Source organism: Bradyrhizobium sp. UFLA06-24 (genome assembly GCF_054967145.1).
On the sequence record NZ_JADFUE010000004.1, the window covers coordinates 60590 to 78550 of the forward strand.

General features: G+C 65.6%; 14 protein-coding genes. 9 read left to right on the plus strand and 5 right to left on the minus strand.

What is annotated here, in order from left to right; translation table 11 throughout:
- The first annotated feature begins 168 nt into the window (after positions 1-168).
- Positions 169-2667, plus strand: a complete 2499-nt coding sequence (gene mgtA / locus IF809_RS05480) for a magnesium-translocating P-type ATPase (protein ID WP_462837041.1) — start codon at positions 169-171, stop codon at positions 2665-2667.
- 154 nt (positions 2668-2821) lie between these two features.
- Complete coding sequence (locus tag IF809_RS05485) at positions 2822-3754, plus strand: DMT family transporter (protein WP_128964280.1); 933 nt, start codon at positions 2822-2824, stop codon at positions 3752-3754.
- On the opposite strand, the gene IF809_RS05490 is transcribed toward IF809_RS05485, so the two are convergent.
- Complete coding sequence (locus IF809_RS05490) at positions 3751-4140, minus strand: DUF1330 domain-containing protein (protein ID WP_462837042.1); 390 nt, start codon at positions 4138-4140, stop codon at positions 3751-3753. The genes IF809_RS05485 and IF809_RS05490 overlap by 4 nt on opposite strands.
- A gap of 105 nt (positions 4141-4245) precedes the next feature.
- Here IF809_RS05490 and IF809_RS05495 point away from each other — a divergent pair, with 105 nt between their 5' ends.
- Positions 4246-5181 (plus strand): DMT family transporter, encoded by a 936-nt coding sequence (locus IF809_RS05495; RefSeq protein WP_164938463.1) that lies wholly within the window; start codon positions 4246-4248, stop codon positions 5179-5181.
- Positions 5182-5274: 93 nt separating this feature from the next.
- Positions 5275-6252, plus strand: coding sequence for a Bug family tripartite tricarboxylate transporter substrate binding protein (locus IF809_RS05500; RefSeq protein WP_128964278.1), 978 nt, complete (start codon positions 5275-5277; stop codon positions 6250-6252).
- Positions 6253-6374: 122 nt separating this feature from the next.
- Here the strand turns inward: IF809_RS05500 and IF809_RS05505 are convergent, their stop codons facing one another.
- Positions 6375-8060 carry a methyl-accepting chemotaxis protein gene (locus tag IF809_RS05505; RefSeq protein ID WP_128969173.1) on the minus strand — a complete coding sequence of 562 codons (1686 nt, stop codon included), beginning with the start codon at positions 8058-8060 and terminating at the stop codon, positions 6375-6377.
- A 250-nt stretch (positions 8061-8310) separates the two neighbouring features.
- Here IF809_RS05505 and IF809_RS05510 point away from each other — a divergent pair, with 250 nt between their 5' ends.
- From IF809_RS05510 to IF809_RS05525, 4 genes are all read left to right on the plus strand, one after another.
- Entirely contained in the window at positions 8311-9354 is a 1044-nt protein-coding gene (locus IF809_RS05510) for a C-terminal binding protein (protein ID WP_164938462.1), read from the plus strand.
- 88 nt (positions 9355-9442) lie between these two features.
- Positions 9443-10786 (plus strand): ABC transporter substrate-binding protein, encoded by a 1344-nt coding sequence (locus IF809_RS05515; protein ID WP_453982069.1) that lies wholly within the window; start codon positions 9443-9445, stop codon positions 10784-10786.
- A gap of 169 nt (positions 10787-10955) precedes the next feature.
- Positions 10956-11912: a carbohydrate ABC transporter permease gene (locus IF809_RS05520; RefSeq protein WP_462837043.1), complete on the plus strand. Its 957-nt coding sequence runs from the start codon at positions 10956-10958 to the stop codon at positions 11910-11912.
- 52 nt (positions 11913-11964) lie between these two features.
- Positions 11965-12807: a carbohydrate ABC transporter permease gene (locus tag IF809_RS05525; protein ID WP_373291575.1), complete on the plus strand. Its 843-nt coding sequence runs from the start codon at positions 11965-11967 to the stop codon at positions 12805-12807.
- A 211-nt stretch (positions 12808-13018) separates the two neighbouring features.
- On the opposite strand, the gene IF809_RS05530 is transcribed toward IF809_RS05525, so the two are convergent.
- Together IF809_RS05530 and IF809_RS05535 are read right to left on the minus strand one after the other, a co-directional pair.
- Positions 13019-14701 (minus strand): mucoidy inhibitor MuiA family protein, encoded by a 1683-nt coding sequence (locus IF809_RS05530; RefSeq protein ID WP_462837044.1) that lies wholly within the window; start codon positions 14699-14701, stop codon positions 13019-13021.
- Positions 14702-14883: 182 nt separating this feature from the next.
- Positions 14884-15504 carry a response regulator transcription factor gene (locus IF809_RS05535; RefSeq protein WP_128964272.1) on the minus strand — a complete coding sequence of 207 codons (621 nt, stop codon included), beginning with the start codon at positions 15502-15504 and terminating at the stop codon, positions 14884-14886.
- 202 nt (positions 15505-15706) lie between these two features.
- On the opposite strand from IF809_RS05535, the gene IF809_RS05540 reads away from it, so the two are divergent.
- Complete coding sequence (locus IF809_RS05540; RefSeq protein ID WP_128964271.1) at positions 15707-16744, plus strand: AraC family transcriptional regulator; 1038 nt, start codon at positions 15707-15709, stop codon at positions 16742-16744.
- A gap of 2 nt (positions 16745-16746) precedes the next feature.
- On the opposite strand, the gene IF809_RS05545 is transcribed toward IF809_RS05540, so the two are convergent.
- On the minus strand, positions 16747-17958 hold the full coding sequence (locus tag IF809_RS05545) for an NnrS family protein (protein ID WP_128964270.1): 1212 nt from the start codon (positions 17956-17958) through the stop codon (positions 16747-16749).
- Positions 17959-17961 lie beyond the last annotated feature (3 nt).

A 17961-nucleotide genomic window follows, 5' to 3' on the forward strand; every position in this document is an offset into this window, starting at 1 on the left:
GCCGCGCCGGCCGCTGAATCCGGATCCCGGCCCAAAGGTCGGCGCAACGCGACTGATTGGCAGCGACGCTACCGTGCCGTCGAAAATCGAGATTGTTCTAGGTCAAGAGGTTACGCCGAATTTAGATGCATCTGCCGCCATGAGAGGCCCTGATAGCGGGAGCAATGTTTGCTGGAAAATCCAAGCCGTCCTGACACCCATTTCTGGCGTCTGTCCCCTCTCGACCTCTCCGCTCGCCTCGGCTGCGGGCTCACGGGCCTGACCTCGGCCGAGGCAGCCGGACGGCTCGACCGTTTCGGGCGGAACAGCGATGCGCCGCCGCGCATCGAGGGCGCCGCGCGCGCCATCCTGCGCCGGCTGCTCGAGCCGCTGTCCCTGATCCTGCTGGTGGCCGGCATCATCTCGATGCTGACCGGCGATGAGATCGGCGGCCTCATCATCGTGCTGATTCTCGCGCTCTCGATCGGGCTCGACACCGTCCAGGAGGGCCATGCGGTACGTGCCGCCGAGATCCTGCGCCGCTCCGTCGCACTCAAGGCCGAGGTCAAGCGCGACGGCGGCTTTCGCGAGGTCGAGGTGGATCAGGTCGTGCCCGGCGACATCCTGCGCGTCCGCGCCGGTGACATCATTCCCGCCGACGCGCTGATCCTGGAAGCTACGGCCTTCACCGCGGGCGAAGCCGCGCTCACCGGCGAACCCTATCCCGTGCAGAAGCAGGCCGGCACCGCCAGCGGGCCCGACGACACATCGAATGCATTGTTCCGCGGGGCCGTGGCGCAGACCGGCGAAGCAATCGCACTCGTGGTCCGGACCGGTCGCGACACGGTGTTCGGAGCGGCGGCCTCGGCGCTCGCCGAAACCCAGGCGCCCTCGCCCTTCGAACGCGACTTGCGCGAATTCGGCCTCGTGATCGCGCGCGCCACGCTGGCGCTGGTGCTGGTCGTGCTCACCATCCGCGTCGTGTTCGGCCGCCCGGTGCTCGATTCGCTGCTGTTTGCCGTCGCCCTCGCGGTCGGGCTGACGCCGGAGCTGCTGCCGATGATCACCACGGTGACGTTGTCGCGCGGCGCGCTGCGCATGGCCGGGCGCAAGGTGATCGTGAAGCGGCTCGCCGCGATCCACGACCTCGGCGCCATGACCGTGCTGTGCACGGACAAGACGGGCACGCTGACCTCGGCCGAGATCACGCTTGCAAGAAGCCTCGATGCCGCGGGCAAGGACGAGGTCCGCGCCGCACAGCTCGGCGCCATCGCGGCATCGCTCGGCGGCGACCGCGGCGCGCTCGATGCCGCGCTCGTTGCCGGCCGACCGGACGCCGCCCAGGGCTGGACGCTGGCCGGACGGCAGGCCTTCGACTTCTCGCGCCGGTTGGGATCGGTGCTCGCGACGGGTCCCGAAGGCGCGCTCCTGATCGTGAAAGGCGCGCCGGAGGCCGTGCTCGCATTGTGCGCGCTGGACGAGCAGGCGCGCCAGGCGGCGATGGCCCGCGTGCATGAGCTCGCGACCGCGGGCCTGCGCGCAGTGGCCGTCGCTTCCCGGCCCTGGAATGGCGCGCTGCGCGACGTCGAAACGGAGGACGAGACCGACCTGGTCTTCGAAGGCTTTTGCGCCTTCGCCGATCCGCCGAAGCCGACGGCCGCGGCTGCAATCGCCCGCCTCGCGGCGAGCGGCATCAGCCTCAAGATCCTGTCGGGTGACGATCCCGTGGTGGTGAAGCGGCTCGCCGGCCTGGTCGGCCTCAATGCCGAACGGGTGCTGTCGGGGGCCGAGATTGCCGAGCTGAGCGACGAGGCCCTCATCGTGCATGTGCGCTCCACCGATGCGTTCGGCCGGCTTGCGCCGGACCAGAAGTCGCGCATCGTCAAGGCGCTGCAGGCGGGCAAGGACGTGGTCGGCTTCCTCGGCGACGGCATCAACGACGCACCGGCCCTGAAGGTCGCCGATGTCGGCCTGTCGGTCGACGGCGCAACGGGCGTGGCGCAGGCCGCCGCAGACATGATCCTGCTCGCGTCGGATCTCGAGGTCGTCGCCGACGGTGTCGAGGAAGGACGGCGGACCTTCGCCAACATCCTCAAATATGTCCGCATGGGCGCGAGCTCGAACTTCGGCAACATGCTGTCGATGGCGGCGGCCTCGATCGCGCTGCCGTTCCTGCCGATGCTGCCGACGCAGATCCTGCTCAACAATCTGCTCTACGATCTCTCCGAGCTCGGCATTCCGTTCGACCGCGTCTCGGCCGAGGCGACCGCGCAGCCGCAGGTGTGGAGCATGTCGCGACTGGTGCGCTTCGCCGCGATCATGGGACCGCTGTCGTCGCTGTTTGACTTTCTGACCTTCGGCGCGCTGCTGTATTTGTTCCAGGCTTCGCCGGACGAATTCCGCACCGCCTGGTTCGTCGAATCGATGGCGACGCAGATCCTGGTCATCTTCGTCATCCGCACCAACGGGCGGCCATGGCGCAACTGGCCGGATCCCGCGCTCGCGGCCTCCTCGCTGGTCGCGCTGCTCGTCGCGATGGTCCTGCCGTTCACGCCGCTCGGAGCCTGGTTCGGCTTCGTCGCACCGCCGCCGATCATGACGGCCGGTATCGCGGTTCTCGTCGTCGTCTATCTCGGCTGCGCCGAACTATTGAAGCCGTTCGCGATCCGCGCGGGGCGGAGGAGTTGAAGTTCCCCGGCTCGCCCAACGCATGGAGGCGATGCACACCGCCCCATTGATATCAAGCCGATTTCCGTGTCTTTGGACCGTGCCGGGCCATGGGACGGCCTGGACATCCGCCGGGCCGAGGCTCGGCGCATGACGCGGGGCCACAACAATCACAATGTCCGCCACCGGCCAGACCACGAACGCCGAAACATCCGGCCACCACTGGATTGCCAACCAGCCATACCTCCTGCTCAGCATCACCGCGCTGTGCTGGGCCGGCAATGCGATCGTCGGGCGGCTTGCCGCCGGCCACATCCCGCCGGTGACGCTCTCCTTCCTGCGCTGGTTCTTCGCCTTCCTGCTGGTGCTGCCGTTCGCCTGGAAGCATCTCGCGGAGGACTGGCCGGCGATCCGCGACAAGCTCGGCCTGATGATCGTGCTGTCGATCACCGGCATCGGCGCCTTCAACACCCTGCAATATTGGGCGCTGGAGCACACCCAGGCGCTCAACACCCTGCTGCTGCAGTCGGCCGCGCCCCTCGTCGTGGCGCTGTGGTCGCTGGTCATCCTCGGCATCCGCCTCACCGCGGCGCAGGCCTTCGGCGTGCTGCTCTCGATGTGCGGCGTGCTGATCATCCTCTTGCACGGCGACGTTACCACGCTGTCGAACATCGCCTTCAACAAGGGCGACCTGATCTTCATCGTCGCTCTGATCATCTTCGCGCTCTACTCGGTGCTGACCTTGAAACGCCCGCCGATCCACGGCCTGTCGTTCCTCGCCTTCACCTTCGGCGCCGGCGCGGCCTGCCTCATCCCGCTGGAGATCTGGGAGATATCGGCCCGCCCCGTCATGAAGCTGGACGGACCGAACCTGCTCACGTTGTTCTATGTCGCGGTGTTTCCCTCGACGCTTGCCTATCTCTGCTTCAACCGCGGCGTCAGGCTGATCGGCGCCAACCGCGCCGCGCCGTTCTTCCACGTCGTGCCGGTGTTCGGCTCGATCATGGCGATGGCCTTCCTCGGCGAGCGCCCGCAGGCCTTCCACTTCATCGGCTTCGCGCTGGTGCTGTCGGGCGTGTTCGTGGCGTCAAGGAAGCAGACGAGCTAGGTCATTCTGAATTTGCTGTACGCCTCGCTGGTCGCGATAATGACATGCTCGGCACAGCCGCTGAGGCGATGCGGATCTGCCTCTCGCTCGTAAGCCTCCGACGTCATCATGTCGAGGAACGCTGCGACCGAGGGATAGTAAACCAGCGCGACGAAATCCCAGTCGTTGCCGCCATGCGGGCCGAGCGCGATGGCCTTGGCCTCGCCGGTCCACAGCAGGGTGCCGCCGCGCGCCTTGATCATGGGCACGGTGATCGCGCTGTAGCGCAAATAGGCGTCCCAGCCGGAGCCGTCACCGTCGCGCGAGCGCACATGGAAACGCATCAGGTTCAGCATCACCACCGGCGCATGCTGATCGAGCGCTTCGAGACCCCAAATGTTCAACATATTGACCGCCAATGGCACCTCCTCTGGTCGTGCCTGCATTGTAGCATTGCGGCGGCGTGACTTGTGTCACGACGGCAATCCGGCGCAAGGTCGCACGCGACGCCCATGACGATTGCTTCGCCTGCGCCACCGGCCACCAATCCCGCCAGTTGGCTCAACAACCAGCCTTATCTGCTGCTGAGCCTCAGCTCGCTGTTCTGGGCCGGCAACATCGTGCTCGCGCGCCATGTCGGCGCACATGTGCCGCCTCTGACGGTGACCACGATCCGCTGGTTCGGCGTATTCCTGATCCTGCTGCCGTTTTCCTGGCCGCATCTGAAGCGCGACTGGCGGGCGTTACGCAAGAGCCTGCCTTTGATGCTGTTCCTGTCGCTGGTCGGCTTTGCCTTCAACAACGCGATCTCCTACTGGGCGATGCAATATACGGAGGCGCTGAACGCGCTGCTGATCCAGTCCGCAGGCCCCCTGTTCGTGGCGCTCTGGTCGCTGGTGCTGTTCGGCGTGCGGCTGACGCCCGCGCAGCTTGCCGGGATCGCGATCTCGCTGATCGGGGTGCTGATCATCATCCTGCGCGGCGACCTCGCGGCGCTGGCCGGCATCTCGTTCAACAGGGGCGACATCATGTTCGCGTCTTCGCTGGTGGCTTTCGGGCTCTACTCCGCTTTCATCCCGCGCCGGCCGAAGATCCACCAGCTGTCGTTCCTGTCCTTCACCACCTGCTGCGGCGCCACGATGCTGCTGCCGACGGCGGTGTGGGAGGCCTGGCAGGGCCACGTCATTCAGTTCGACGCCGTGACGCTGATGACGCTCGGCTACATCCTGATCTTCCCCTCCACGCTCGCCTACCTCTTCTTCAACCGTGGCGTCGCGCTGATCGGGCCGAACCGTGCGGCGCCGTTCTTCCATCTGGTGCCGGTATTCGGCTCGGCGATGGCGATCCTGCTGCTGGGTGAACAGCTGCGACCGTTCCACCTGATCGGCTACGCCTTGGTGCTCGCCGGCGTCGTCTTCGCCTCGCGCCAGGGCTCCGCCGCGAAATAATTCCGCGCTGCGGACGCGGCGCGCTGCCGCCTTTCGCCTTTGATGCGAACCGGCTAGGTTCCTCGCCAACGAAAAAAGAGGGAACGTCCAACCATGCTGTCATCACTTGTGCGCACTCTGCGCACCGCCGGCGCCGCCGCACTGTGTCTAGCCGCCGCATCCACCGCACGAGCCGATACCTGGCCGAGCCGCAACATCACGCTGGTGCTGCCGTTTGCGGCCGGCAGCGGCACCGACACCACGACGCGGCTGATCTCGCAGCACTTGTCGCAGGCGCTCGGCGTCGGCATCGTGATCGAGAACAAGGCCGGCGCCAACGGCATGATTGCGGCGACCTATGTCGCGAAGGCCGCCCCCGACGGCTACACCCTGCTGGTGACGACCAACACGACGCATTCGGCCAATCCTTATCTGCTCAAGAGCCTGACTTACGATCCGGTGAAGGATTTCACGCCGATCGCGCGCACCGGCGATCTGCCCTTCATGCTGGTCGTCAATCCGGACGTGCCGGCCAAAACCGTCGCCGAGCTCGTCGCCTACGGCAAGGCCAATCCGGGCAAGCTGAGCTACGCCTCAGGCTCGTCCTCGGCGATCGTGTCGGGCGCCACCTTCGCGCACAATGCCGGGCTCGACCTCTTGCACGTGCCCTACAAGAGCTCGCCGCCCGCGCTCAACGACGTCATGGGCGGGCGCGTCTCGATGATGTTCGTGGACATCCTGACCGGCCTTCCGCACGTCCAGGGCAACGCATTGCGGGCGCTCGCCGTCACCACCAAGGACCGCTCGCCGCTGGTGCCCAGCCTGCCATCAATGCAGGAGGCGGGCGTGCCTGATTTCGACATCTCGTCATGGCAGGGCTATTTCGGGCCCGCCGGCCTGCCCAAGGAGATCGTGGTCAGGCTCAATGCCGAGATCCGCAAGATCGTCGAGAAGCCGGAGATCAAGACCCAGCTCGCCACGCTGGGCATGGACGCCTTTTCCGGCACGCCCGAAGAGCTCGGCACGTTCGTCAACGAGCAGCTGGTGTTGTGGGAGAAGCTGATCAGGGACGCCGGGATCGAGAAGCAGTAAGCAGGTCTCGTAGGGTGGGCAAAGCGAAGCGTGCCCACCGAGACGTCACAACGATCTCAAAATGAAAAGGTGGGCACGACGCTTCCGCGTCTTTGCCCACCCTACGAATTCAGCGCAAGATCTTACGCCGCGCGCACCTTGGCGAGGAAGCCGTCCACCGCGCTGCGCAGCGCGCCGGACTGATGATCCAGCTCGCGGGCGTTGGTCAGCACGTCGCCGGCCGCCGTGCCGGTCGCTTCCGCGGCCGAGGTGACGCTGCCGATATGGGCGTTGATCTCGCTCGAGCCGGCCGCGACCGACTGGATGTTACGCGCGATCTCGCGCGTCGCCTCGCCCTGCTGCTCGATCGATGAGGAAATGCCGGCGGTGATCTCGCTCATCTCGGCGATGGTCTGGGTGATGCCGCCGATCGCCGCGACCGCATCGCTGGTCGAGGTCTGCATCGCCGCCACCTGCGCGGAGATCTCCTCGGTCGCCTTGGCGGTCTGGTTGGCGAGTGCCTTGACCTCGGAGGCGACAACGGCGAAGCCGCGGCCGGATTCACCGGCACGCGCCGCCTCGATGGTGGCGTTGAGCGCGAGCAGGTTGGTCTGCGCCGCGATCGAATGAATCAGCTTGACTACCTCGCCGATCTTCTCGGCGCCGGTCGAGAGCTCCTGCACCGTGGCGTTGGTGCGCTCGGCGTCGCTGACGGCGCGGCTCGCCACTTCCGTCGAGCGCGTCACCTGGCGGGAGATTTCCGCAACCGAGCTCGACAGTTCTTCGGCAGCGGCCGCAACCGTGCCGACATTGCCGGAGGCCTTCTGCGAGGCAGCACCGACCGTTGCCGCGCGCGAGGATGCATCGCTGGCGGTCGCAGTCATCGACTGCGCCGTCGACTGCATGCCCGCTGCGGCCGAGGAGACAGAGCGCACGATGCCGTTGACGCTGCGTTCGAAATCGTTGGCGATGTCTTCCATCGCGCGGCGACGTTCCGCTGCGGCACGCTCCTTCGCGTCCGCCTCGCTCTTCTCGATCTCGCGAATCCGGACCGCGTTGTCCTTGAAGATCTGGACGGTGGCGGCCATCTCGCCGATCTCGTCACCACGGCCGACGCCGGGAATGTCGCCCTCGAGCTTGCCGTCGGCGAGATCCTTCATGCGAATACCGAGTAGCGCCAGCGGGCGGCTGATGCTGCGCCCGAGCATCCAGGCGACGCTGCCGGCGACGATGACAATGCCGAGCATGGCAAGCCCGAGCAGCCAGTAGACCGGGACCATCTTGGCGTCGATGTCGTCGAGATAGGCGCCGGTGCCGAGATACATCTCGAGCTCGGGGACGGCCACGGCGTAACCCATCTTCCGGATCAGCCCTTCCTGGCCCGGCTTTGCGTATTCATAGGTCAGCAGGATCGACCCGTTGGCCTTCGCACCGTTCATCAATTCCCAGGACAGTTTGCGTCCGTTGGTCACGACCTCCATGCGGTTCGTGCCAATCTGCTTTGGATCTGGCGCCAACTGCGTGATGCCGTCGTAGGACGTTCCGAACAGATAGCCGGCGCCTTTGTCATAGGTCATCGCGTTGCCATAGCGCCGAAGATCGGCCATCGCCGCGTCCTTCGTCATCTCGCCGGCGTCGACCCGCTTCTTCAGCGCAACGGCATAATTGCGCCCCATGTCGACGATCGCCTTGGCCTGCTCGATGCGAGCGTTCACCATCTCCTGCTTCATGAGATAGCCGGCCAGAACCCCGGAGACGCACAGGCCGAACAAGGTGACGCCGACAAGGATGCCCAGCTTCGGGGCGATCTTCAGATTGCTCAACTTCACCATGGGCTCCTCGAATGACGCGGAAATGCACCGCCAGGCAGTTTTGATTTGAATCAACTTTTAGTGTCGGACCCCTTAGCAAGTTACTTACAGGCCTCCGTAGAAGCCCGGACGACACCGAGCAAAACGGCAAATAATGGCTCCGACGGCAACCGTGAATTGTACGCGGCGCCGCCGATTTCGCGTAAAAGACGCAAAGGCCCGCCCAAGAAGGCCGGGTCACAACAAGAAACCAAATCGGGAGCAGGACATGCCGAAATACAGGGTGGTGACGCCGAAGGGCGCGAGCTTCACGGTCGCCGGCAGCGATTATTCCTACGAGCGCGAGGCGCTCGATCCGATCGATGCCGAAATCGTCGAGGCGCCGGCCAACGAGGCGGAGTTCATCGCCGCCGCCAGGACTGCCGATGCGATCTACGCCAAGGGCATGCCGATCACCAAATCGATCATCGATGCGCTGGAGAGCTGCAAGGTCATCACGCTCGGCTCGGTCGGCGTCGACAGCGTCGACGTGAAGGCCGCGACCGCGCGGGGCATTCCCGTCACCAACATCCCCGACACTTTCATCGAGGAGGTCGCCGACCACGCCATGATGCTGCTGCTGTCAGGCTTCCGCCGCCTGGTCGAGCAGGACAGGATGGTGCGCAGCGGCCGCTGGGCGGAGGGCCGGCCGGCGCTGCTGAGGATCCCGCGGCTGATGGGCCAGACGCTCGGCTTCATCTCGTTCGGCCGCGTCGCGCGTGCGGTGGCGAAGCGCGCCGCTCCCTTCGGCCTGCGCATGATGGCCTACGACCCGTTCATCCAGGAAACGCTGATGTACGACCACGGCGTCATCCCGGCGACGCTGAACGAGGTGCTCTCGCAATCCGACTTCGTCTCGATGCACGCGCCCGCCCGGCCCGAGGTGCATCACATGCTGACCGAGAAGCACTTCCGGCAGATGAAGAAGGGTTCGATCTTCATCAACACCGGGCGCGGCGCCACCGTCGACGAGGAGAGCCTGATCAAGGCGCTGCAGGAGGGCTGGATCGCACATGCCGCACTCGACGTTTTGGAGAAGGAACCGCCCTCGCACAACAACCCGCTGCTCGGCATGGAGAACGTGACGCTGACCGCCCATGTCGCCTCGGCCTCGGCACGGTTCGACGAAGCGCGCAAGCGGCGCGTAGGCTACGAATTGTCACTGGTGCTTCAGGGCATGTGGCCGGTAAGCTGTGTCAATCCGTCGGTGCTGCAGAACACCGCGCTCCGCCGCTGGCAACCCGTCAGCATGGATCGCGGCCCGAACAGCTAAGGCGGCCGGCGCACAACGCGCCGAAGGACTGAAACGGCCCTTCACCGGCGATCAACGCCGGGAAGGGAGACATCATAGGGAGGAACCGATGAGGAACGACATCACGCGTCGTGATGCCTTGGCGCTGGGCCTGTCCGCTGCAACGGTCGCTGCCACGGGTGTTGCAGCGCACGCTCAATCCGCAATCAAGGCCGCCGACGTCCCCGCACCGAAGCTGCCGATCGAGAAGGGCGCAAGCTTGCGCATGCTGCGGCCGGTGCGCTTCGTGCAGGCCGACGAGGACGTGTTCCGCGCCAACGCGGCGAAATTCACCAAGGAGACCGGAGTCGAGGTCAAGGTCGATTTCGTCGGCTGGGAGGACATCAGCCAGCAGACCGCGGTGACCGCCAATTCCGGCGCCGGCCCCGACATCATCATCGGCTTCTCCGACGCGCCGCACATCTATGTCGACAAGCTGATCGAGCTGACCGACGTCGCCGACTATGTCGGCAAGCGCTATGGCGGCTGGCTGCCGCTGGCGCAGCGCTACGGCAAGAAGAACAAGAGCGACACCTGGATCGGCCTCCCGTTCGGCGCGACCGCAGGTCCGCTGATCTACCGCAAGTCGATCCTTCAATCGGTCGGCTTCGACAAGGTGCCGGAAGACCATGCCGGCATCCTCGACCTCTGCCAGAAGCTGCAAAAGGCCGGCAAGCCGGCGGGCTTCGCGCTCGGCAACGCCAAGGGCGACGGCAACGGTTTTGCGAGCTGGGCGCTGTGGTCGCACAACGCGGCCCTGCTCGACCCCGATGGCAACGTCACCATCAACAGCAAGGAGACCATCGCCGCGCTGAACTGGGTCAAGCAGCTCTACCCGACCTTCATCGCCGGCACGACGTCGTGGAACGACGTCAGCAACAACCGCGCCTATTCCGCGCAGGAGATCGCGCTGACGGCCAACGGCGTCTCTTTGTATTTCTCGCTGAAGAACGATCCGGCGACCAAGGCGATCGCCGACGACAGCGAGCATCAATTGCTGCCGAAGGGCGTGGCCAAGGTCTCGCCGATGGCGGGCCTGACGCTGAATGCCATGGTGTTCAAGCACAGCCAGTATCCCAACGCCGCAAAGGCGTTCCTGCAATACATGCTGGAGAAGGACCAGTACGAGCCGTGGCTGAATGCCAATTCCGGCTATTGGGCGCAGCCGCTCGCGGCCTATGCGGAGGCGGCCGTGTGGAAAGGTGATCCCAAGGTCGCGATCTTCAAGGACACCATGAACAGCACCTACTACGACGGCTATGCCGGTCCGATCTCGACGGCAACGGGTGCCGTCAGCGCCGACTACGTGCTGATCCAGATGTTCGCTTCCGTTGCGACCGGGGCGGCCACGCCGGAGGCCGCAGCCGCGGAAGCCGAGCAGCGCTGCAAGCGGTATTTCAGGCGACAGAGGTAGCATCGAACAGAGCGAACCGTCATTGCGGGCGAAGCGAAGCAATCCAGAGTCTCTCGGCGGTTACAGCCTGGATTGCTTCGTCGCACCAACGCAAAATTGCTTCGCAATTTTGTCGCGGGCTCCTCGCAATGACGGGTGTGGTGACCTTCAACGACAGGACAACGCCCTGATGTCCGTGACCACCCTCTCCTCTCCCGTCCTGCCCCAGCGGCAACCGAACTGGCTCGTTCGCCTGTTCGACTACAAGCCGTTTCTGATCGCGATGTGTCTTGCGCCCGCGATCGGACTGCTCGCGGTGTTCCTCACCTTTCCGCTGGGGCTCGGCATCTGGCTCGCCTTCACCGACACCACGATCGGCCAGAAGGGCATCTTCGTCGGCTTGGATAACTTTCAATATCTGCTCAGCGATCCCCTGTGGTGGGGCGCGGTGTCCTACAGTGTGATCTACACCGGTATCGCGACCTTCGGAAAGTTCGCGCTCGGCTTCTGGCTGGCGCTGCTGCTCAACAACCATTTTCCGTTCAAGAGCCTCTTGCGTGCGATCATCCTGTTGCCCTGGATCGTGCCGACGGTGCTGTCGGCCCTGGCATTCTGGTGGATCTACGATCCGCAATTCTCGATCATCTCCTATCTCTTGGTCGATGTGCTGCACTGGAAATCGAGCAATATCGACTTCCTGGGCTCGCCCTGGCCGGCGCGGTTCTCGCTGATCGCCGCCAACATCTGGCGCGGCATTCCCTTCGTCGCGATCTCGCTGCTGGCGGGCCTGCAGACCATCTCGCCCTCGCTCTACGAGGCCGCGATGCTCGACGGCGCCAGTTCGTGGCAGCGCTTCCGCTACATCACCTTTCCGATGATGATGCCGATCCTCGCCATCGTCATGACGTTCTCGATCATCTTCACCTTCACCGACTTCCAGCTGGTCTACGCCATCACCCGCGGTGGTCCGGGCAACTCGACGCATCTGCTGGCGACGCTCGCGTTCCAGCGCGGCATCGCCGGCGGCGAGCTCGGCGAAGGCGCCGCGATCGCGGTGTCGATGATCCCCTTCCTGGTGTTCGCGACGCTGTTTTCGTATTTCGGCCTGGCACGCCGCAAATGGCAGCAGGGAGAGGCCAATGACTGACAGCGTCGCGCAAGCCTCCACTATCGCCAACGCCAAAGCGGCGCCCGACACCATGGCCTGGGATTCCGGGCTGCGCCGGCTGATGATGATCTATCTGCCGCTTGGCTGCTTCGTGCTGATCCTGCTGTTTCCGTTCTACTGGATGGCGATCACCTCGTTCAAACCGAACGCGGAGCTGATGAACTACCGGGAGCACAACCCGTTCTGGATCTCCTCGCCGACGCTGGCGCACATCAAGCATCTCTTGTTCGAGACCGCCTATCCGCGCTGGCTGTGGACCACCATGCTGGTCGCGATCGGGGCGACCACGCTGTCGCTGGTCGCGAGCACGCTGGCCGCTTATGCGATCGAGCGCCTGCGCTTTCGCGGCAGCCCCTATGTCGGCCTCGGCATCTATCTCGCCTATCTCGTCCCGCCCTCGATCCTGTTCATTCCGCTTGCCACCGTCGTCGTGCAGTTCGGCCTGTTCGATTCTCCGCTGGCGCTGATCCTGGTCTATCCGACCTTCCTGGTGCCGTTCTGCACCTGGCTGCTGATCGGTTATTTCAAGTCGATCCCCTATGAGCTCGAGGAATGCGCGCTGGTCGACGGCGCGACGCGGCTGCAGATCCTGCGCCGGATCACGCTGCCGCTGGCAGTGCCCGGCCTGATCTCGGCCGGCATCTTCTCCTTCACCCTGTCCTGGAACGAGTTCATCTACGCGCTCGCCTTCATCCAGAGCGGCGCCAACAAGACCGTGCCGGTCGCGATCCTGACCGAGCTGGTCACCGGCGACGTCTACCAGTGGGGCGCGCTGATGGCCGGCTCGCTGCTCGGCTCGCTGCCGGTTGCGATCTTCTACTCGCTGTTCGTGGACTATTACGTGTCTTCGCTCACAGGCGCGGTGAAGGAATAGCTCTCTCGTTTGCTCGCGAACGACCGTCACAAGAGTCAGATCGGCTCAACGCGCGAACCACGAAGACAGTCCTCCCCCTCCCCCGCTTGCGGGGAGAGTCGGGGAGAGGGTGTCTCGACGACGAAGACTCCTCGAGAGGAAAGAGCCCTCACCCCTGCCCTCTCTCCCGCAGGCGGGAGAGAGAGCGCATTTCCTCCGTGGCGAAGAAGTCCTAGCCCGACGGCACGATCACCATGCTCTTGTCCTTCGGCCAGCGGACGCGCCAGGCGAAGTTGATGTCCTTGACCTCGCCGGGCTTGGCGTCGAACGACCATTCCAGCACGCCGCGCTTGTCGCGGATGTCCTTGGCCGTGGGCGGCGTGGTCGCGGGCAGCATCTCGACCACGATATCTTCGTTTTCGCTGACCGGCAGCTGATCCTCGATCGCGACGTGAATCGGGAAGTCGTGGCCGTTGCGGATGGTGGTCTTGAAGGCGCGCTCGTCGGTCTTCGAGGTCGTGACCAGAAGGCCGGCGGAACCTTCGTTACGCTTGAGGACGGCCCGCTCGACCTTGACCTTGTCGTCGGCACCGAAGCCGAGCCGCACGATGTCGTCCCTGGCTGATGCCGACAGCTTGCCGCGGCCGACGAAGATGCCATCACGATAGATCGCGACCTTGCCCGGCAACAGCGTCATATCGTCGGTCTGCTTGAAGCTGGCTTCGAGGAAAGCGGTGGGGTCCTGCACCGGTGCGGCGCGGACCGCCAGCTCGGCGGGCACGCTCATCGAGGCGATGCGCAGGCTCTTGGCACCCTCGGCGGCACCGAGGCTGACGCGGCCGGGAATCTTGAAGGTGGCCTGGAAGTCGCCGATCTCGGCAACGGCCTGCTGTTCATCGGCGCGCTCGCGCGGCTCGGATGCTTCCGCGAGCTTGGCCGCGAAGGATGGAGCCTGCATCTGACGCAATACGGGAGCGGGCCTTGCCAGATCCGAAACCGAGCCGAGTGCCGTTGGCTTCGGCACCTGCGGATATTGGGCCACCAGCGAGCCCAGCTCCGGCACGCTGCCGCCGCGGGCGATGCGCACGGTGGAGACACCGAGCGTGACGTTGGACCAATCCTCGCCGGTCGATTGCGTCACCTCGGCGCGGCGGACCAGCTCGAGCTGAGGCTTGCGGTCCCTGGCGCCGGTATCGAGCCGGGCGTCATAGAGCGGGAGCCAGCGCGCGTTGCGAACCGTGTAGGTGACCCGCAGCCTGGCCTTCGTTGCGGCGTCGGAGGCGATATCGATGCGCACCTCGAGCTTGCTCGGCGGCTTGGCGGATCGGTCGGCTTCGAGCTGCGCGATCTGGCGATCGATCTCGCGCTGTTTTCGCGCGGCATCGCGGATCGCCGTGTCGGCGGCTGCGACTTCCTCGGCCACGGCGGAAAAGGCCGCCCGCCACTCCGTGATCGGGCGCGCCTCGCCCTTCTCGCCGATGCCGGCGGGAGATGCTTCGGCAAAGCGCTCGGCGAATTTACGCCGTGCGGTGGCCGCATCGATCGCGCCCTGCAGATCGGCGCGCTCATCCTTGAGCGCCTCGATGCGCTTGTCGAGCTCGGGCAGATTGACCGGGGGCGCCGCCCGCGGCGGCCGGGCATCGATGGTGCCGATGGTGAGTTTGGTCCCCGCCTCGCCCTCGACGCGGAGCGAGGACGGATCGAGCGAAAGCGGAAAATCCTTCGCGACAAGCGTGCTGTCGCCGGAGGCCAGGTCGATCGCGATCACGCGGGTGACGGTGGCACCGTCTGGGTAAACCGTGACGGCGTCGATCGCCGACGTGGCATCCACATCGGCGGCCCATGAGGGCGGCGCCAGCATCGCGGTCACCAGCACCAGGCTCGTCGTCGCCAGACATCTTGCGATCGTGCGCATCAATTTCTCCCTGCCGATATCGCCGCGCCGCCAGCCGGACGCGCGAAAACGTGCCACACCATCGTGGTGAGACGCGGCAGGGAAGGAACCGGTTCGATTGGGGTTTCCATTGGGCGCCGCTGCGGCAGCACCATGGCCGCGGAACGCGTCACCAGGCCGCGACAGCAAGCAACATCGAGCGGTCAGACCTGGCTGGGCGAGCCCTGACCGTAGATGCGGCGGAGCAGGTCAGTCACGTTGCGTGCGCCCGCTTTCTTCAAAATGCTGGCGCGATAGCCTTCGACCGTGCGCGCACTCAGATGCATGCGCCGGGCGACCTCCTTGTTGGTGAGGCCAGCCGCGAGAAGCGCGAGCACGTCGCCTTCGCGCGCGGTCAGGGGCTCGCAACCGGGCAACCAGCGCTGCCGCCTCGAAGTGGGCTGGGCGGATTCGTCGATCGCGGCATTGATCCGGCCGACGATATCGTGGGTGCGAAACGGCTTCTCGATGAAATCCGCAGCTCCGCTCTTGATGGCGTCGACCGCCATGGCGATGTTGCCGTTCGCCGAAGTGACCAGCACCGGCGCCATGCAGTTTTCCTCGCGCAGGCGCCTGAGCACCTCGAGGGCGGAGCGATCCGGCGGCATCTCCAGCAGCACGCAGGCGGGTATCCGCGCCTTCGCTTCCGACAGCAGCGATGCGCCGTCGGCAAAACAGATCACGTCGTAGGCGCTCTGCCGCAGCGCGTTCGACAGTTCTTCGCGGCAGGCAGCGTCGGTGTCGATGACGAATACCTCGCCCTTGGAAACCATGTTCCCCGGCATAATCCCCGATCCAGCAATGTCTTGGTCAAATCATGCGAGACGGCCGGGGGCCTCATCGCGCCCCGCCGTCATGAGCACGGCATTCGCGCCGGTGCGTCGCTTTCCTTTATGTATGTTCCGCGCTGTTCCCCGATTTGACGGATCGGGACAGAAACTTTACATTTCGGGACATCTGCGGGAACAGCCGGCAGGACCTGGTCGCATGGCCGATCTCATTCGCAGCGCAAGCCTGAGTTATTACCCGGAGATCGCCCGGTCGGTCGGGCTCGACCCCCGGCAGATGATGCGCAAGGCCAGGCTGCCGCTGGCCGTTCTCGACAAGCCCGATACGCCCATCCCCGTCGCAAGCCTGCGCCGCTTGCTCGAGATGTCGGCGGCGGCCTCCGGCGCCGAAGATTTCGGCTTGCGACTGGCCGAGCGCGGCGGCCTGACCAATTTCGGCGCGGTCGGCCTCATCGTGCGCGAACAGGCAACCGTCGGCGAGGCCATCGAGGCTTTCTCCCGCTTCATCCATGTCCACCATGAGGGCATGAAGCTCGACATTGTCAGGGACAAGCAGACCGTGACGGTCAGATTGCATCTGCGCGGACGGCGACCGACCGCGCCGCGCCAGTCGATCGACACCGCGCTCGGCAGCGTCCACCGCATCATCCAGTCGCTGTTCGGCAGCGATTGGCGGCCGCAGGAAGTTCACCTGCACTACCCGCCGCCGCACGACCGCAAACGCTACCGCGACTTCTTCGGCTGCCGCGTGGTCTTCAACGCGGATGACGATGCGATACTGCTGTCGGTGCACGACATGGAGCGGCGGATTCCTAGCGCGCATCCCTTGGTCGCGAACTATCTGCGCAAGCGGATCGAGGCGATCGAGAACCGGCCGGCGAGCTGGGAGGAGAAGGTCGACGACGTCGTGCGCAGCCTGCTCGCGAGCGGCGACTGCACGGTCGAACGCGTGGCCGAGCATCTCGCCTGCACCCGGCGGACCATTCACCGGCATCTGGCCGCATCAGGCACCAGCTTCTCGGCCATTCTCGAGGCGCAACGCGCCGACCTCGTGATCCAATTGATCGAGGACCCCGGCCGGCCGCTGGCCGATATCGCCGCACAGCTCGGCTTCTCCGCGCAGAGCGCCATGGCCCGCTGGTTCCGCGGCCGCTTCGGCTGCACCATCACCGACTGGCGCAAGGGCGCACGCCCGCTGGCGCAGCCGGCCAACATGCTGCCAGCCAGCGCAGCCTGACTTCAGCGCGCCGCAGCCGGCACGCCCATGATGGCAAGCGCGCGCCGGGGATTGCCGGCGAGCAGCGGTCCGAACGCAGCGGCAAAGCCGAGGAACGCCACGATCCAGCCGCAGGCGGCGATGTGCAGCAGCACATCGCTATGAGCAGGCAGCAACACCGCAGACACCCGGGCCAGCGCCGCAATGATGATCGCGGCATAGATGCCCTGCGTCACGAGCGAAGCCGTCAGCGCCTGCCCGGTGTGGCCGAGGCTCGCGCGCGTCATGACCGCCAGCGTCATGATCCCGGCCGCTCCCACCATCCAGGCGTGAATGCCTGCACTCGACGGCAGCACGCCGAAGCCGGCCAAGGCGTTCAGGAGGAAGCCCAATGGCACGAAAGCGTAGCCGACGTGAAGGATCACGAGCAGCCGCTCGCGCGTGGTACGATCACCGGCCCAGCGCGCCAGCCGCACCAGGTGCAGTGCGCCGGCGAGCCCCATGATGACGCCGGTGATCATGGTCAACGGCGCCGCGATCCACGCGATCAGCCCGAGTGCACTCAGCCCGATCACCGCGCCGTCAAACCGCGCAAACGGCACCGGCAGGCGGCCGGGATTGAACTTGACCAGCCAGTTGCGGGTGAAGCTCGGGATGATCCGGCCCCCGATCAGCGAGATCAGCAATATGACCACGCTGATGCCGATGCGGATGCTGAGATCGGCCGCCCCCTCGTAATGGGCTTCGAGATGGAAGGCGATATTGCCTGAGAGCAGCAGCAGCACGAGCACCACCACCGGCAAATTGCGCCAGTTGCTACCCGCGATGATCTCGCGGGTTGCGGCCGCGACGACCAGCGTCAGGAAGGCGGCATCGACGAGAAGCGCGAACGCCCAGCCGGTCTCGGCGGAGAGTGCCACCGCGGCACGCCCGGCCAGCCAGACCACCACCAGCGCCCCCAGCGACTTGCCCTGGATCGGCAGCCGCCCGGTCCAGTTCGGGATCGCCGTGAACAGGAACCCGGTGATGACGGCCGGCAGGAACCCGTAGAGCATCTCGTGGACATGCCAGTCCCGCGGCGCGAAGGCTGAGGTCACCGACAACTCGCCATAGAACATCGGCAGCCAGACGAGGATCGACAGTCCGGCCTGGACCGCAGCGAGCAGGAAGAAGGGCCGGAAACTGTTCGCAAACAACGGCCAGCCCGCAAAATTGCGGGATCGGGCACCAGCCATGGG

What these genes read in the sequence shown, in the direction of transcription:
- IF809_RS05485 (WP_128964280.1), top strand. Translation starts at nt 2,822, where the DNA reads ATGTCCGCCACCGGCCAGACCACGAACGCCGAAACATCCGGCCACCAC.
- IF809_RS05490 (WP_462837042.1), bottom strand. Translation starts at nt 4,140, where the DNA reads ATGTTGAACATTTGGGGTCTCGAAGCGCTCGATCAGCATGCGCCGGTG.
- IF809_RS05495 (WP_164938463.1), top strand. Translation starts at nt 4,246, where the DNA reads ATGACGATTGCTTCGCCTGCGCCACCGGCCACCAATCCCGCCAGTTGG.
- IF809_RS05500 (WP_128964278.1), top strand. Translation starts at nt 5,275, where the DNA reads ATGCTGTCATCACTTGTGCGCACTCTGCGCACCGCCGGCGCCGCCGCA.
- IF809_RS05510 (WP_164938462.1), top strand. Translation starts at nt 8,311, where the DNA reads ATGCCGAAATACAGGGTGGTGACGCCGAAGGGCGCGAGCTTCACGGTC.
- IF809_RS05515 (WP_453982069.1), top strand. Translation starts at nt 9,443, where the DNA reads ATGAGGAACGACATCACGCGTCGTGATGCCTTGGCGCTGGGCCTGTCC.
- IF809_RS05520 (WP_462837043.1), top strand. Translation starts at nt 10,956, where the DNA reads ATGTCCGTGACCACCCTCTCCTCTCCCGTCCTGCCCCAGCGGCAACCG.
- IF809_RS05525 (WP_373291575.1), top strand. Translation starts at nt 11,965, where the DNA reads ATGGCCTGGGATTCCGGGCTGCGCCGGCTGATGATGATCTATCTGCCG.
- IF809_RS05530 (WP_462837044.1), bottom strand. Translation starts at nt 14,701, where the DNA reads ATGCGCACGATCGCAAGATGTCTGGCGACGACGAGCCTGGTGCTGGTG.
- IF809_RS05535 (WP_128964272.1), bottom strand. Translation starts at nt 15,504, where the DNA reads ATGCCGGGGAACATGGTTTCCAAGGGCGAGGTATTCGTCATCGACACC.
- IF809_RS05540 (WP_128964271.1), top strand. Translation starts at nt 15,707, where the DNA reads ATGGCCGATCTCATTCGCAGCGCAAGCCTGAGTTATTACCCGGAGATC.
- IF809_RS05545 (WP_128964270.1), bottom strand. Translation starts at nt 17,958, where the DNA reads ATGGCTGGTGCCCGATCCCGCAATTTTGCGGGCTGGCCGTTGTTTGCG.